A 13,905-nucleotide genomic window follows, 5' to 3' on the forward strand; every position below is an offset into this window, starting at 1 on the left:
ATGAGGGGCGCAGGGCATGAGTGACCAGCAGGAAGACTATCTCTTCGAGTGGGTGGAAGCGCCCTCGTCGCTCGCGCGATACCTGAACTCGCTCTACGTGCTCAGGACAGGGCCGAAGGGTGTCGATGACATGATGCCGGCCTATTCTGGCCAGCTGCTCATCACGCTGAGCGGCGGCGGCACGATGCATTTCGGCAAAGAGGGCGACGGCCAGACCCTGCCCGAGTTCGTCCAGTGCCCGCTGACGGAAGCGCGCAAGTTCGAGATGGAGGGCGACACCGTCATCCTCGGCGCCTCGCTCAACTTTCGCGGCTGGGCTGCGCTCACCGGGCTTCCGGTCAACGAAAACCACGATGACTATCGCAAGCTCGAGGATGTTCTCGACGAATCGATAGCGAGCCGCATCCGCACCATCGGGCCGCGAGTCCAATCGGGCGAGCTCACCGAGCGACAGGGGCTGGACGAGCTGGCCGCTATCCTCGGCGATGCTTTCCAGGAGCTGCCCGAGCGCCACATGCAGGTCATCGACACCACGCTCGACTGGCTGTCCTCATCCTTCAAACCGGAAATCGAGACCCTGCTCGACAAGCTTCCTTATTCGGAGCGGCAGGTGCAGCGGCTGGTGACGCAGTTCTTCGGCGCGCCGCCGGTCCGGCTCATCCGCCGCTACCGCGCGATGCGGGCTGCGACGCTACTCGCCATGCCCCAGCTCGATCCGGGGCTTGAAGCGGAAATCCGCGAGGCGTTTTACGACCAGGCGCATATGATCAAGGAGATCCGTCACTTCACCGGCCGCACACCGCGCCGCCTTATGCCGAAAGAGCATTCGGTGGTGAAGGATACTCTTGCGCCTGCCGGATACAGCTCGGTCGACCTGTTCGGGGGCAACCAGGACGAGGCGCTCGGCAAGAAGGGCAGCTGAGCGCTACTTGCTAACGACTCGCAATTGGCGGTTTTCCGTTGAATTCGGGGCTTTCCGCTCATAGCTGGCTAATCGGAACGATATTGTCCGATTATACGCCATGCGCCTTTCGAACCTAGCAGACTACGCCGTCGTCACGATGAGCCAGGCAGCCCGCCATTGCGGCGGGGGCAGGGTGAGTGCGTCCGAGCTTGCTGCGGAGACGGGCCTTCCGGCGCCGACGGTTCAGAAGCTGGTGAGCAAGCTCACGGCAGCAGGCCTGCTGCGTTCGGTGCGCGGTGCCGGCGGCGGCTTGCAGCTCGCCCGCCCGGCTGCGGCGATTACGCTGGCCGATATCGTCGAGGCGGTCGAAGGGCCCATCGCACTCACCGCCTGTATCGAAGGCAGCGAGTGCACGGTCGACCACGACTGCCGGGTCCGGCCCCACTGGCCGATGGTGAATGAAGCTCTGCGCGGCGCGCTGGCGAATATCTCGCTGGTCCAGCTGTCGCAGGAAAAGGAAATCGCGTGAACGAGCAGGTAGAAATCCAGGACGCAGAAGCTCGCGAAGCTGCCGAAAAGGCGGCCGAGTACGAGCACGGCTGGTCTTCTGACATCGAAACCGAATTTGCCGAGAAGGGGCTGACCGAGGACACGGTCCGCTTCATCTCGGCCAAGAAGAACGAGCCCGAATGGATGCTCGAATGGCGCCTCAAGGCGTTCCGCATGTGGCAGGAGATGGAAGAGCCGAACTGGGCCAAGCTCGGCTATCCGGAGATCGACTACCAGGACGCCTATTACTACGCCGCGCCGAAGAAGAAGCCCGAGCTGGAATCGCTCGACGAACTCGATCCGGCGATCCGCGAGACCTATGAAAAGCTCGGCATCCCGATTGCAGAGCAGGAAGTGCTCGCAGGGGTGAAGGGCGCGCGCAAGGTCGCGGTGGATGCGGTGTTCGACAGCGTCAGCGTCGCAACCACCTTCCGCGAGGAGCTGAAGAAGGCGGGCGTCATCTTCCTTTCGATCAGCGAGGCGATCCGCGAATATCCCGAGCTGGTGAAGAAGTGGCTCGGCAAGGTCGTGCCGCAGAAGGACAATTTCTTCGCGACCCTGAACTGCGCGGTCTTCTCGGACGGCACTTTCGTCTACGTGCCCGAAGGCGTGCGCTGCCCGATGGAGCTTTCCACCTATTTCCGCATCAATGCCGAGAATACCGGCCAGTTCGAACGCACGCTGATCGTTGCCGAGAAGGGCAGCTACGTCAGCTATCTCGAAGGCTGCACCGCGCCGATGCGCGACGAGAACCAGCTCCACGCCGCCGTGGTCGAACTGGTCGCGCTCGAAGATGCCGAGATCAAGTACTCGACCGTCCAGAACTGGTATCCGGGCGATGCGAACGGTAAGGGCGGGATCTACAATTTCGTCACCAAGCGTGCGCTCTGCCAGGGCGCGCGCAGCAAGGTCAGCTGGACGCAGGTCGAAACCGGCAGTGCGGTGACGTGGAAATACCCGTCCTGCGTGCTCAACGGCGAAGACAGCGTGGGCGAGTTCTACTCGGTCGCGGTCACCAACAATTACCAGCAGGCCGACACCGGTACCAAGATGATCCACAACGGCAAGGGTAGCCGCTCGACGATCATCTCCAAGGGTATCTCGGCAGGCAAGTCGAACAACACCTATCGCGGCCTCGTCCGCGTGGCAGCCAATGCCGATGGCGTGCGCAACCGCACCGAATGCGACAGCCTGCTGATCGGCGACCAGTGCGGCGCGCACACCGTGCCCTATATCGAGGTGAAGAACCCCGGCGCGCAGATCGAGCACGAGGCGACCACCAGCAAGGTAAGCGACGACCAGCTCTTCTACGCCATGCAGCGCGGCCTCGACGAGGAAGAGGCGATGGCGTTGATCGTCAACGGCTTCGCCAAGGAAGTGCTCAAGGAGCTGCCGATGGAGTTTGCCGTCGAAGCGCAGAAGCTGCTGGCGATTTCGCTTGAAGGGAGCGTGGGCTGATGACCGACCGTAAGACATTGCAGCTCCGAGATCCGGCGGAAACCGGTGACGAGGCACCCGCGATCAAGAAGAAAGGTCGCGGCTGGGAAATTTCGGAGAAGCGGCTCGATGCGCTGCACGAGCAGGCGCGTGAGATGCGGCGGCATTCGTCCGACGCCCACAAGGCACTCGCCGAGAAATTCGCCAAGGCCAATATGGGCCCCTTCACCTTCAAGCGTCATGCCGTGGTCGGCAGCGCGATCGTCGATTTCAACTGCCACAAGCTCGGCATGGCCATCGCCATCGACGAGGAAGGCCAGAACGACACGCTCGCCAAGCGGCGTGACAAGAGCCTCGAAGCGGTCGGCATCCGTGTGATGCGCATCGCCGCGAAGGATATCCTTGAGGACATGGATGCCGTGCTCGAGCGGATCACCCTCGGCATGCGCAGCCGTATTGCCGACAAGCGCGTAAGACGCGCAGCCCATAATGAAGGTCGTAACTGATGATCGCTACTGCATCTGCCGCCCTCACCCTGATCTTCGCTCAGGCTGCGGCCGACCGCGTCCAGGCCCAGTATCCCGACCAGCAATGGGAACTCGAATATCCGGCGCTGATCGGCGGCTTCGTCGACGATTACTACCGCTGCCTTAAGGGCGGCAGCTATGTCATCGGTGATGGCAGCGGCTTCGAAGACCAGTACCGCGGCGACATCCAGCGCTGCAGCAAGCAGGCGCGCGAAATGGAGGCCGGGGCGAACGATCTCCTCGCCAAGCGTGACCGGGCGGGCGAAACGCCGCCCGAGAAGGTCGCAACGATTTTCGAAACCGTCCGCCGTATCCATGTCGAGCGGGGCGCCAGCCTCGACCGCGCCACCAGCAGCCGCATCGTCGCCAGCAATGCCTATGCCGAGGCGCGCGAAGCTCAAGAGGCTGCACCGCCTCCTTGTGTCGCCTACGTCAACGACCTGCGCGCACAGCGCCAGCGGCACATGGAAACGCAGGGCGAAGGCGTGAAGGCCGTCTACGACAAGCCCGAATATAGCGAGGACGACCAGCGCCTGATCGCGACCTACAATGCCGAGCTCATGCGCCTCACCGGCGCGATCACGCTCGAGCTGCGCGCATGCCCGCAGGCGCAATATCGCATTTACGAAGAAGGCGCAGAGGGCGTCCCTGCGGAAGAAGCCGATGGCTGATTGCCGCGCCACCTTGCGCAAGGTCGCGCTGACGGCCGCGCTGGCAGCGAGCGCCATGGCAGCGCCCGCGCAGGCGAAGGTATTCGTGGTTTCGCCCGCGATCCTTCCGCTGACCTATCGCTATGCCGCCTGTGCCTTCGCGCAGGACGAGGCGACTATCGAAGCGCAGATCGCTTCGTGTCGCCCCTTGCGCGACGAGCTCGAAGCCTCGCTCGACACGATCCTGTCGGACTACCATCGCCGCAACGGGTTGTTCGTCCGGCGCCAGACCATGCGCGGCTTCCGCCAGATCGATGCCGAGGCCGCCGAGGCGTGGGAAGAGGGCAAGACCGTGCCCAAGGTGATCCTCACCTATCTCGACTGTCTCGGCACGCGCCAGATGGAGAGCGATACCTATTCCTCGGGCAACTCGCTCGACTGGATCACGATCGAACCGGAATGCCGCAAGGTGCCAGTAGAAGGCGAGGTCTTCATGACCCGCGCCGCGATCGACCGCGCCAAGATGCTTTTCCAGCGCTTCCGCGTCCGTGGCCGGGCCGTGAAGGTCAGCGGCAGCGAATGGCAGAACATGGAATTCAGATACGGGTTTCTCGGCCTCGACCGCCTGCCGGCGGATGGCGATCCCGAATATGACAAATCAACGGAATCATGATGCTGAAAATCGAAAATCTATCCGCCGGAATTGACGGCAAGACCATCCTCGACGGCCTGAGCCTCGAAGTGCCTGCCGGTGAGGTCCATGCGATCATGGGCCCGAACGGCGCAGGCAAGTCGACGCTGTCCTACGTGCTGGGCGGGCGTCCGGGCTATGAAGTGACCGGCGGATCGGTCGACTTCATGGGGCAGGACCTGCTCGACATGGAGCCGCACGAGCGCGCCGCAGCCGGCCTGTTCCTCGGCTTCCAGTACCCGGTCGAAATTCCCGGCGTGTCCAACGTCCAGTTCCTGCGCGAGGCATTGAACGCACAGCGCAAGGCGCGCGGCGAGGAACCGCTCACCGGCGGCGAATTCCTCAAGCTCGCCAAGGAAAAGGCCGCGCTGCTCGGCCTCGACATGGAAATGCTCAAGCGCAACGTGAACGTCGGTTTCTCCGGCGGTGAAAAGAAGCGTGCCGAGATGGTCCAGATGGGCATTCTCGATCCGAAGTTCGCCGTGCTCGACGAGACCGACAGCGGCCTCGACATCGACGCCCTGCGGGTGGTGGGCGAAGGCATCAATGCGATCATGCGCCAGCCCGGCAAGGGCGTGCTGCTGATCACGCATTACCAGCGCCTGCTCGAAGTGGTGAAGCCCGATCGCGTCTCGATCCTTGCCAAGGGCCGCATCGTCAAGACCGGTGGTCCCGAACTTGCCGAGCGTCTCGAGAACGAGGGCTATGACGCCGTCATGGGCGAAATGGCATGATCGGACTGTTTGCCCTTGTGATGGCGCAGGCCGCTGCGCCCGAAGCGAAGGCTGAACCGCCTTCAGAAGAAGACGTGGCGCGCGAAATCGTCGCCATCAACCGCACGCTCGACAAGTGGAAGGGCGGCATCTTCAAGCAGGATGGCAAGGTCACCTGTCGCATGCAGGTCAGCTCGGGCGACGAGGCCGTCGACATCTTGCGCTGCGGCGCGATGGTCGGTTGCTATACCCCGCATGTCGACCGGCTCGATGCGATCGCTGCTTCCGACGCGACCCGCGAAGAAAAGCAGGCCGAAATGCAGGCGGTGACCGACGAGGTCCAGCCCTGTGTCGAACAGGCCCATCGCCAAGGCGTCCGCCGCCTCGCAATCGTGAGGGCATCTCTGTGACCGCAACGACCGAACTCCCCACCCGCAAGGACGAAGCTTGGCGCTATTCTGCAGTCGAGAAGCTGCGCGCCGGCGATCTCGACGCCGTGCGGCAGATTGACGTCGCCGCTGGTGACAGCGCACGCGAGATTATTCTCGTAAGTGACGAGAATTCCGGCGAAACCGAAATTCATCGCCTGAAGGTCAATGTCGGCGAGAATGCGCGTTTCGAAATTTTCGGCGTCATTGCTTCTGCTGACTACGCACGCCTCGAGGTCGAGGTCACGCTCGCCAAGGGCGCGCATTTCGAACTCGGCGGCATTACCGTCGGGGGCCGCGACACCGTGCGCGAATTCGTCACCCGCGTCGTTCATGCAGAGCCCGAGGGCACCAGTAACCAGACCGTGCGCAGCGTCCACTGGGGGCAGGGCACGGGCAGCTTCCTCGGTTCGATCGACGTCGTGCGCCACGCGCAGAAAACCGATGCGGCACAGGACTTCAAGGGCCTGCTCCTCGAAAAGGGCGCGACCGTGAATGCAGTACCGCAGCTCGAGATTTTCGCCGATGACGTGAAGTGCGCCCATGGCGCCACTGTCGGCCAGCTCGACGAAAGCGCGCGCTTCTACATGGCGGCACGCGGTCTTCCGCCCGAGCTTTCGCGCCGCCTTTTGGTGCAGGCCTTCATCGGCGATGCTCTGGTATCGCTCGACGACGAGGGCGAGCAGGAACGCCTGCTGCGCGCCGCGCTCGACAAGCTGGACAGGCACCTGTGAGCGAAACGGACATCCTCTCGCGCAAGATGGACTTCCCCGGCCTGCTGACGCCGGAAGGGGAGGAGTGGCATTATCTCGATACCGCCGCTTCGGCGCAGAAACCGCAAGCGGTGATCGACGCCATGAGCCGCGCGCTGGGCAAGGATTACGCGACCGTACACCGCGGCGTGTACAGCCGCTCGGCACAGATGACGCTGGGCTATGAAGCGGCGCGCAGGCGTGTCGCAGACTTCATCGGTGCGAAATCCGAAAACGAGATTGTGTTCGTGCGTGGTGCGACCGAAGCGATCAACCTGGTCGCGGCGACCTGGGGCATGACGCGAATCGGCGAAGGCGACCGGATCGTCCTCTCTACGCTCGAACATCACTCGAATATCGTGCCATGGCAGATGCTTGCAGAGCGAACCGGAGCCCAGATCGACGTCTGCCCGCTGACCGAAGACGGGCAGATCGACCTCGGCGCACTTGAGGCACTTCTTACGCCGCGAACCAAATTGGTTTCATTGGCGCATGTATCGAACGTTCTCGGTTCGGTCCTCGACGCGCGCAAGGCGGCCGACCTTGCGCATTCGGTCGGCGCGAAGATCCTGCTCGACGGATGCCAGGCGGCACCACGCATGACGCTCGACATGGCGGCGCTCGATTGCGATTTCTACGCTTTCTCCGGCCACAAGATCTACGGCCCGACCGGTATCGGCGTGCTGTGGGCCCGCGAGGAATTGCTCGACCAGATGCCGCCCTACCAGGGTGGCGGTGCGATGATCGAGAAGGTCGCCTTCGAAGGCACGACCTATGCCCCGCCGCCGCAGCGCTTCGAGGCCGGTACGCCGATGATCACCGAAGCGATCGCGCTCCATGCGGCGATCGATTACGTCGATGCGATCGGCGTCGGCCGCCTCTTCGAGCATGAAAGCGCCCTTGCGGCCCAGCTGCGCGAGGAGTTGCGCAAGCTGAACGCCGTGACGCTCTATGGGCCGGAAGAAAGCGCCGGAATCGTCTCCTTCGCCCTCGAAGGGGTTCACCCGCACGATCTGGGCACCATATTGGATGAAGAGAACGTGGCGATACGCGCCGGCCACCATTGCGCGCAGCCGCTGATGGCGCATCTCGGCGTGCCCGCCACCGCCCGCGCCAGCTTTGGCCTCTATAGCGACGAAACCGATATTGCCGCCCTGATGCGCGGAATTGAAAGGACCCGGAGGATCTTCGGATGAACAAGCCGTCTGACGACAAGGATTTCATTGCAGCGCCCTCACCGGCCGACACGGTCGTGGGCAAGCCTCCCGAAAAGCCGAAACGGGCGCGGGTCTCGGACGCTGTCGATCCCGATGAAACGGCGGGCGAAAAGCTCGAGCGCAAGCGCGACTATCTGGAAGGCTTTCTCCAGAAACAGCCCGAAGCCGACAGCGCCAGCGGTGCAGGCGGCAAGCTTCAGCAGGCGGTCGTCGACGCGCTGAAGGAAATCTACGATCCGGAAATCCCGGTGAACATATACGATCTCGGCCTGATCTACGGTGTCGAGGTCGATGACGAGTGCGATGTCACGGTCACCATGACGCTGACCACGCCGCATTGCCCGGTTGCCGAGACCATGCCCGGCGAAGTCGAGCTGCGCGCTGCCAGCGTGCCCGGTGTGCGCGATGCCGAGGTCAATCTCGTGTGGGACCCACCCTGGGGCCCCGACAAGATGACCGACGAGGCGCGTCTCGAACTGGGGATGCTGTGATGGCCGACACGAGCACGCGCCCCGCCCCCAAGGCAGCCGTCATCCTGACGCCGCGCGCCGAAGAGCGTATTGCCGAACTGATGTCGAAGGCGCCCGACGACGCGATCGGCGTGAAGCTCTCCACCCCGCGTCGTGGTTGTTCGGGCCTCGCCTATTCGGTCGACTACGTCACCGAGGAAGCCAAGTTCGACGAGAAGATCGAAACCCCCGGCGGCATCTTCTACATCGACGGCGCGTCTGTGCTCTACCTAGTCGGCAGCACGATGGACTGGGTGGAAGACGATTTCTCCGCCGGGTTCGTGTTCGAGAATCCGAACGCCAAGGGCGCGTGTGGTTGCGGCGAGAGCTTCATGGTATGATGGCTGCATGGAAGGCCAAGAACTCGACAGGATGATTGCCGCACTCAGCGGCCCTGAGTGGCGGCTGATGATACGCATCGCAAGCCGGTTTCGCCGCAAGCCTCCAGAATCCGGCATTGCCGTTCCCGCGGTCCCGCCGCGCGGACCGATTCCGAAGCAGGGCGGAGCCGAAGCCCCGCTCGTTTTCGACTAACGACGCAGCGCCCGCACGCAGGCGGCGCGGTCGACATCCTCACCATCGCTGGCCCTGCGCGCCTCGACATGCGTCGCGCTCGGGCGTGCCCCGGGGCTGAGCGGATAGAGATAGATATCGAGCACGCAGGCGTTGCCGGTGAACTGCAGCTTCATCGCGTCGCCTTCCTTCACCTCCAGCCGCGGCGGCCCGAAGATATTTGCAAGCGCCGTCGCGTCGCGTCCGATCACTCCCTCCAGACCCGGCATGTTCATAACCGTGGGCGCCCGGAACGTCGCCGTGGACGGTGCCGAGACGACGGGCGCCTGCTGCGGCGGAGGCGTCCGTGCAGCCGGTGCGGCATCGGGAAACTGGTAGGTCTTGGGCGAACTCATGCAGCCAGAAAGGCTGGCGGCAGCGCCCAGCAACAGAATGAATTTACGCAACGACGGCTCTCCCGCGATGCACGAGGTGGGTTGCACTTGCCGCGCCCAGAACCGGAGCGAGCAGGTTTATTAAAGGCAGCATCAGCAGGCCGGCCACGGCCCCGCCGAGCAGGAAGCGATTGCTGCCAGCCAGGGGGGCGGTCTCTGCAACATCCTTGCGATGCCGCAGCCACACCATGTCCTGCAGCTCGCGTCCGAGAAGGAAGGCGTTGACGCCCCAGAACAGCAGCGCCGTACCGATGCCGGTAAAGAGCAGGAAGATGGCGAAGGGCAGGGCCGCGAGGTTCAATGCCAACGCGCGCAGAACGGCCTGCAAACCGTTCACGAGCTCCTCGCGAAAGCCAAGCTCCCGCGCAGCACTTGCTTCGTTCGGATAATACTTCGCCTCTACGGCGCGCACTACGTCGGAAGCGAAGAATTGCAGCACGAACAGGGCGACGAAACGGAACAGCAACCAGCCCGCGAGCAGGATAATGATCACTGTCAGCACCGCGGTCGCACCGCTGACCGGCGACCATTCGAGCCATTCCACCAGCGCATCGAGACCCAGATAGGCGAGCAGGCCGAGTCCGGCGAAGATCAGGAACGTCCACCCGAGGCTCTTGCCGAGAATGCGCAGGATGGCCGGATCGCCCAGTTGCGAGAACGCGAGTCCGAAGGCCTGTGGGAGCGACATCATTACACCTGCCCGAATCGCTCCCCTCTTCGAACAAGTCAACGCTGCCCTTGGCCTATTCGCGATGAACCGCTAACCGCGCCCGACAAGATTCTTCCCTTTGGAGTAAACATGACCGAACCCCGTTACGACGTCGTCGCGATCGGCAATGCCATCGTCGACGTGATGGCCCCCTGCGAAGACGAGCTCATCGAAGAGCTCGGCCTCGCCAAGGGCGGGATGACGCTGGTCGATACCGAGCGCGCCAAGGAGCTATACGATGCCATGGGCCGCGCCACGGAGATTTCCGGCGGTTCGGCAGCCAATACGCTGGCGGGCATGGCGGCGCTGGGCGCGCAATGCGCTTTCGTCGGCCAGGTCGCGCAGGACCAGCTCGGCGACATCTTTGCGCATGACATCCGCGCCGTCGGTATCGACTTCGACACCAAGCCGCGCGACGAGGAGCCGCCGACCGCGCGCTGCCTCATTTTTGTGACCCCCGATGGCGAGCGTACGATGAACACCTTCCTCGGTGCATCGCAGTTCCTTCCGCCCGCAGCGCTCGACGAAGAGCTGATCGCCAGCGCGGGCGTGCTCTATCTCGAAGGCTATCTGTGGGACCCCGAAGAACCGCGCAGCGCCATGCGCCGTGCAATCGAAGTGGCCCGCAATGCTGGCCGCAAGGTCGCCTTCACCGCCAGCGAAAGCTTCGTGATCGACCGCCACGGCGACGATTTCCGCGCGCTGATCGAAGAGGGCAAGATCGACATTCTCTTCGTCAACGAACACGAACTGGCGACGCTTACCGGTGAGGAAGATTTCGAAGCCGGTCTCGACGCGGTCAAGGACAAGGTCCCGACGCTGGTGGCAACCCGCAGTGCCAAGGGCGCGGTGGCGATTGCCAATGGCACGCGGGCCGAAGTGGCCGCCGAACCGATCGCAAAGGTGGTCGACACCACCGGCGCGGGCGATCTCTTCGCCGCCGGTTTCCTGACCGGCCACACCCGCGGCGAGGACCTCGAAACCTGCCTCAGGATGGGCGCGATATGTGCCGGCGAGATCATCAGCCACATCGGTGCGCGCAGCGAGAAGGACCTGAAGGCTCTGGTTGCCGAGAAGCTGGGCTGAAATCGACGCCTGCTGATTCGTATCCGAGGGCGTACACCTCCGAAACACGAAAGCCCCGCTCGCAAGGCGGGGCTTTTTTCGTTTCGGGTTCAACCGCGATTCCAACGGGCGGGTCCGGCGATACCGTAGCGGCACGGCTGTAGGAACGCCCTTCCAGGCGCCGTTTTCGGCGCTTCGCGGAGGAAGAATTTCACTTTGCAACCTTGCGTCCACGCCCCGCTTCGTGAAGAAAATCCGCCAGCAAGCCCGGAATACCGGGCGCGAGAGGATGACAAGCGGAGCGTGACCCCATGAATCTCGATTTCACCCCCGAAGAACAGGCTTTCCGCGACGAGGTTCGCGCCTTCATCGCCGAGAACTATCCCAAGCACCTTGGCGACGTCGGCCTGCGCGAAGACCTATCGCGCGAAGACTTCCTCGCCTGGCACAAGATCCTCGGCGAAAAGGGCTGGTCGGTTCCCGCATGGCCGGTCGAATATGGCGGCACCGGCTGGACGCCCACCCAACGCTACATCTGGTCGGAAGAGAACGCCCGGGTGAACGCGGTCATGCCGTTGCCCTTCGGCGTCTCGATGGTCGGCCCCGTCATCTACACCTTCGGCAATGAAGAGCAGAAGGCCAAGCACCTCCCCGGCATCCGCAGCGGCGACGTGTGGTGGTGCCAAGGTTACTCCGAACCGGGCGCAGGCTCGGACCTCGCCTCGCTCAAGACCACTGCGGTCCGCGATGGCGATCACTATGTCATCAACGGCCAGAAGACCTGGACCACGCTTGCGCAATATGCCGACTGGGGCTTCTTCCTGTGCCGCACCGACACCGATGCCGCCAAGCCGCAGGAAGGCATCAGCTTCATCCTCGTCGATATGAAAACGCCCGGCGTCGAAGTGAAGCCGATCAAGCTTCTCGACGGTGGTTACGAGGTCAACGAGACCTGGCTGACAGACGTGCGAGTACCGGTCGAGAACCTCGTCGGCGAAGAGAACAAGGGCTGGACCTACGCCAAGTTCCTGCTCGCCCACGAACGCAGCGGCATTGCCGGTGTAGCCCGCTCCAAGCGCGGCGTCGAAAAGCTGCGCGAGATCGCCGCGAACGAGACCCTCGACGGCGAGCCGCTGATCGAGGACTTCGAATTCGCCCGCAAGGTGAGCCAGCTGGAAATCGACCTTGCCGCGCTCGAAATCACCGAGCTGCGCACGCTCGCCGGTGAACAGGCGGGCAAGGGTCCGGGCCCCGAAAGCTCGATCCTCAAGATCAAGGGCACCGAGATCCAGCAGCGCCTGACCGAACTCACGCTGGAAGCCGTCGGCAGCTATGCCGCGCCCTATTATCACAGCGTCGCGAACGACGACGGCAGCAACGAATATCCGGTCGGACCCGATTATTCGGCGCATGCGGCGGAAACCTATTTCAACATGCGCAAGACCTCGATCTACGGCGGATCGAACGAGATCCAGCGCAACATCATCACGAAAATGATCCTCGGCCTCTAAGGCCAGAGCACGAGCGGAGAGAGACCCGTGGATTTCAATTTCACCGAAGAACAGGACATGGTGCGCGACGGACTTTCGCGCCTTGTCAGGGAACAATACGACTGGGAATCGCGCCGCGCGGCCATCGCCAGTGATGCCGGATGGCGGCCCGAAATCTGGGCGCAGCTGGCCGAGCTCGGCATCCTCGGCATGCCGTTCAGCGAGGAAGTCGGCGGTTTCGGCGGCGGCGCTGTCGATGCGATGATCGTGATGGAGGAATTCGGCAAAGGCCTCGTGGTCGAGCCCTTCGTCCCCACGGTGGTCTGCGCAGGCGGCTTCCTCAAGCACGCCGGCAGCGAAGCACAGCGCGAGGAACACCTCTCGGCCATCATCGACGGTAGCCGCGTCTTCGCCTTCGCTTATGCCGAACCGCGCGGGCGCTACAATTACGCCGATCTCGAAACCACGGCAAAGAAGGACGGCGACAGCTATGTCCTCAATGGCCACAAGGCCGTCGTCATCGGCGCTCCCTGGGCCAGCCACCTCGTCGTCACCGCGCGCACCGGCGGCGGGCGCCGCGATGCCGAGGGCGTGAGCGTCTTCATCGTCGACAAGAGCGCCGACGGCATCACCACGCGTGATTACGAGACCGTCGACGGCCGCCGCGCTTCGGAAGTCTATTTCGAGAATGTCTCGGTCCCCGCCGACGCGCTGATCGGCGAAGAAGGCGCTGCCCTGCCGCTGATCGAGCAGGTCACCGACGAAGCCATTGCCGCCCAGTGCGCGGAAGCATGCGGTGCGATGAAGGTCGCCCACGCGATGACGCTCGAATATTCGAAGCAGCGCAAGCAGTTCGGCGTGCCGATCGGCAAGTTCCAGGTGCTCCAGCACCGCATGGTCGACATGTACACCGCGTACGAGACTGCGGTTTCGCTGACCTATCTCGCCACGATCAAGCTCGATGCAGGCGAAAAGGAGCGCAAGCGCGCCGCCTCGTCAGCCAAGGTCGGCGTCGGCCAGTCGGCCCGCTTCGTCGGACAGGAAGCGGTCCAGATCCACGGCGGCAACGGCGTGACTGATGAATATGCCATCGGCCACTACTTCAAGCGCCTGACGATCTTCGAAAGCGAGTTCGGCAGCGTGGATCACCACCTGAAGCGACACGTTTCGCTGGCTTGATTTATAGGTTGCGAGGGTCCGTAGGAGCTGCTTTTCGGACCCTCCCAGCCGATTACGGTCATTCCGCTAACGACCCGATTGCGGTCATCCGAGGGCCGGGGGTGACTGCGGGCTACCTGCCTGTTAGGTGAGACCGCT

General features: G+C 63.4%; 17 protein-coding genes. 15 read left to right on the forward strand and 2 right to left on the reverse strand.

Translation table 11 applies throughout. The features are described 5' to 3' along the window. Positions 1-16 precede the first annotated feature (16 nt). The 12 genes from K3165_RS13815 (at position 17) to K3165_RS13870 (ending at position 8,718) form a co-directional block, all read left to right on the forward strand. Complete coding sequence (locus tag K3165_RS13815; protein WP_221549453.1) at positions 17-922, forward strand: AraC family transcriptional regulator; 906 nt, start codon at positions 17-19, stop codon at positions 920-922. A 100-nt stretch (positions 923-1,022) separates the two neighbouring features. Further along, the gene (locus K3165_RS13820; protein ID WP_221549454.1) at positions 1,023-1,433 is read left to right on the forward strand and encodes an SUF system Fe-S cluster assembly regulator; all 411 of its coding nucleotides are present in this window, start codon (positions 1,023-1,025) and stop codon (positions 1,431-1,433) included. After that, positions 1,430-2,911 (forward strand): Fe-S cluster assembly protein SufB, encoded by a 1,482-nt coding sequence (gene sufB, locus K3165_RS13825; RefSeq protein ID WP_221549455.1) that lies wholly within the window; start codon positions 1,430-1,432, stop codon positions 2,909-2,911. Before K3165_RS13820 ends, sufB begins: the two co-directional genes overlap by 4 nt. Beyond that, positions 2,911-3,396: an endonuclease domain-containing protein gene (locus K3165_RS13830; protein WP_221549456.1), complete on the forward strand. Its 486-nt coding sequence runs from the start codon at positions 2,911-2,913 to the stop codon at positions 3,394-3,396. The genes sufB and K3165_RS13830 overlap by 1 nt, the downstream gene beginning before the upstream one ends. Further along, complete coding sequence (locus K3165_RS13835; protein WP_221549457.1) at positions 3,396-4,088, forward strand: hypothetical protein; 693 nt, start codon at positions 3,396-3,398, stop codon at positions 4,086-4,088. Before K3165_RS13830 ends, K3165_RS13835 begins: the two co-directional genes overlap by 1 nt. Next, positions 4,081-4,740, forward strand: a complete 660-nt coding sequence (locus K3165_RS13840; protein ID WP_221549458.1) for a hypothetical protein — start codon at positions 4,081-4,083, stop codon at positions 4,738-4,740. The genes K3165_RS13835 and K3165_RS13840 overlap by 8 nt, the downstream gene beginning before the upstream one ends. Next, positions 4,740-5,492: a Fe-S cluster assembly ATPase SufC gene (gene sufC, locus K3165_RS13845; protein WP_221549508.1), complete on the forward strand. Its 753-nt coding sequence runs from the start codon at positions 4,740-4,742 to the stop codon at positions 5,490-5,492. The genes K3165_RS13840 and sufC overlap by 1 nt, the downstream gene beginning before the upstream one ends. Further along, the gene (locus K3165_RS13850) at positions 5,489-5,881 is read left to right on the forward strand and encodes a hypothetical protein (RefSeq protein WP_221549459.1); all 393 of its coding nucleotides are present in this window, start codon (positions 5,489-5,491) and stop codon (positions 5,879-5,881) included. The genes sufC and K3165_RS13850 overlap by 4 nt, the downstream gene beginning before the upstream one ends. Next, a complete protein-coding gene (locus K3165_RS13855; RefSeq protein WP_221549460.1) occupies positions 5,878-6,633 on the forward strand; it encodes a SufD family Fe-S cluster assembly protein in 756 nt (251 codons plus the stop codon). The genes K3165_RS13850 and K3165_RS13855 overlap by 4 nt, the downstream gene beginning before the upstream one ends. Positions 6,634-6,659: 26 nt before the next feature. Continuing rightward, entirely contained in the window at positions 6,660-7,847 is a 1,188-nt protein-coding gene (locus K3165_RS13860) for a cysteine desulfurase (RefSeq protein ID WP_221549510.1), read from the forward strand. Continuing rightward, entirely contained in the window at positions 7,844-8,359 is a 516-nt protein-coding gene (locus K3165_RS13865) for an SUF system Fe-S cluster assembly protein (protein ID WP_221549461.1), read from the forward strand. Before K3165_RS13860 ends, K3165_RS13865 begins: the two co-directional genes overlap by 4 nt. Next, positions 8,359-8,718, forward strand: a complete 360-nt coding sequence (locus K3165_RS13870) for a HesB/IscA family protein (RefSeq protein WP_221549462.1) — start codon at positions 8,359-8,361, stop codon at positions 8,716-8,718. Before K3165_RS13865 ends, K3165_RS13870 begins: the two co-directional genes overlap by 1 nt. 189 nt (positions 8,719-8,907) lie before the next feature. On the opposite strand, the gene K3165_RS13875 is transcribed toward K3165_RS13870, so the two are convergent. Together K3165_RS13875 and K3165_RS13880 are read right to left on the reverse strand one after the other, a co-directional pair. After that, entirely contained in the window at positions 8,908-9,336 is a 429-nt protein-coding gene (locus tag K3165_RS13875) for a hypothetical protein (protein ID WP_221549463.1), read from the reverse strand. Beyond that, a complete protein-coding gene (locus K3165_RS13880) occupies positions 9,329-10,015 on the reverse strand; it encodes an EI24 domain-containing protein (protein WP_221549464.1) in 687 nt (228 codons plus the stop codon). The genes K3165_RS13875 and K3165_RS13880 overlap by 8 nt, the downstream gene beginning before the upstream one ends. Before the next feature lie 108 nt (positions 10,016-10,123). Between K3165_RS13880 and K3165_RS13885 the strand changes: the two genes are divergently transcribed. From K3165_RS13885 to K3165_RS13895, 3 genes are all read left to right on the forward strand, one after another. After that, a complete protein-coding gene (locus tag K3165_RS13885) occupies positions 10,124-11,119 on the forward strand; it encodes an adenosine kinase (RefSeq protein WP_221549465.1) in 996 nt (331 codons plus the stop codon). A 290-nt stretch (positions 11,120-11,409) separates the two neighbouring features. Then, positions 11,410-12,609, forward strand: a complete 1,200-nt coding sequence (locus K3165_RS13890) for an acyl-CoA dehydrogenase family protein (protein ID WP_221549466.1) — start codon at positions 11,410-11,412, stop codon at positions 12,607-12,609. Positions 12,610-12,636: 27 nt separating this feature from the next. Continuing rightward, positions 12,637-13,767, forward strand: coding sequence for an acyl-CoA dehydrogenase family protein (locus K3165_RS13895; RefSeq protein ID WP_221549467.1), 1,131 nt, complete (start codon positions 12,637-12,639; stop codon positions 13,765-13,767). Positions 13,768-13,905: the final 138 nt, after the last annotated feature.

The sequence above is a fragment of the Qipengyuania xiamenensis genome (genome assembly GCF_019711495.1).
Classification (GTDB): Bacteria; Pseudomonadota; Alphaproteobacteria; order Sphingomonadales; family Sphingomonadaceae; genus Qipengyuania; species Qipengyuania xiamenensis.

Coding starts and splice junctions, on each gene's coding strand:
- K3165_RS13815 (WP_221549453.1), top strand. CDS start 17: ATGAGTGACCAGCAGGAAGACTATCTCTTCGAGTGGGTGGAAGCGCCC.
- K3165_RS13820 (WP_221549454.1), top strand. CDS start 1,023: ATGCGCCTTTCGAACCTAGCAGACTACGCCGTCGTCACGATGAGCCAG.
- K3165_RS13830 (WP_221549456.1), top strand. CDS start 2,911: ATGACCGACCGTAAGACATTGCAGCTCCGAGATCCGGCGGAAACCGGT.
- K3165_RS13835 (WP_221549457.1), top strand. CDS start 3,396: ATGATCGCTACTGCATCTGCCGCCCTCACCCTGATCTTCGCTCAGGCT.
- K3165_RS13840 (WP_221549458.1), top strand. CDS start 4,081: ATGGCTGATTGCCGCGCCACCTTGCGCAAGGTCGCGCTGACGGCCGCG.
- sufC (WP_221549508.1), top strand. CDS start 4,740: ATGCTGAAAATCGAAAATCTATCCGCCGGAATTGACGGCAAGACCATC.
- K3165_RS13850 (WP_221549459.1), top strand. CDS start 5,489: ATGATCGGACTGTTTGCCCTTGTGATGGCGCAGGCCGCTGCGCCCGAA.
- K3165_RS13860 (WP_221549510.1), top strand. CDS start 6,660: ATGGACTTCCCCGGCCTGCTGACGCCGGAAGGGGAGGAGTGGCATTAT.
- K3165_RS13865 (WP_221549461.1), top strand. CDS start 7,844: ATGAACAAGCCGTCTGACGACAAGGATTTCATTGCAGCGCCCTCACCG.
- K3165_RS13870 (WP_221549462.1), top strand. CDS start 8,359: ATGGCCGACACGAGCACGCGCCCCGCCCCCAAGGCAGCCGTCATCCTG.
- K3165_RS13880 (WP_221549464.1), bottom strand. CDS start 10,015: ATGATGTCGCTCCCACAGGCCTTCGGACTCGCGTTCTCGCAACTGGGC.
- K3165_RS13885 (WP_221549465.1), top strand. CDS start 10,124: ATGACCGAACCCCGTTACGACGTCGTCGCGATCGGCAATGCCATCGTC.
- K3165_RS13890 (WP_221549466.1), top strand. CDS start 11,410: ATGAATCTCGATTTCACCCCCGAAGAACAGGCTTTCCGCGACGAGGTT.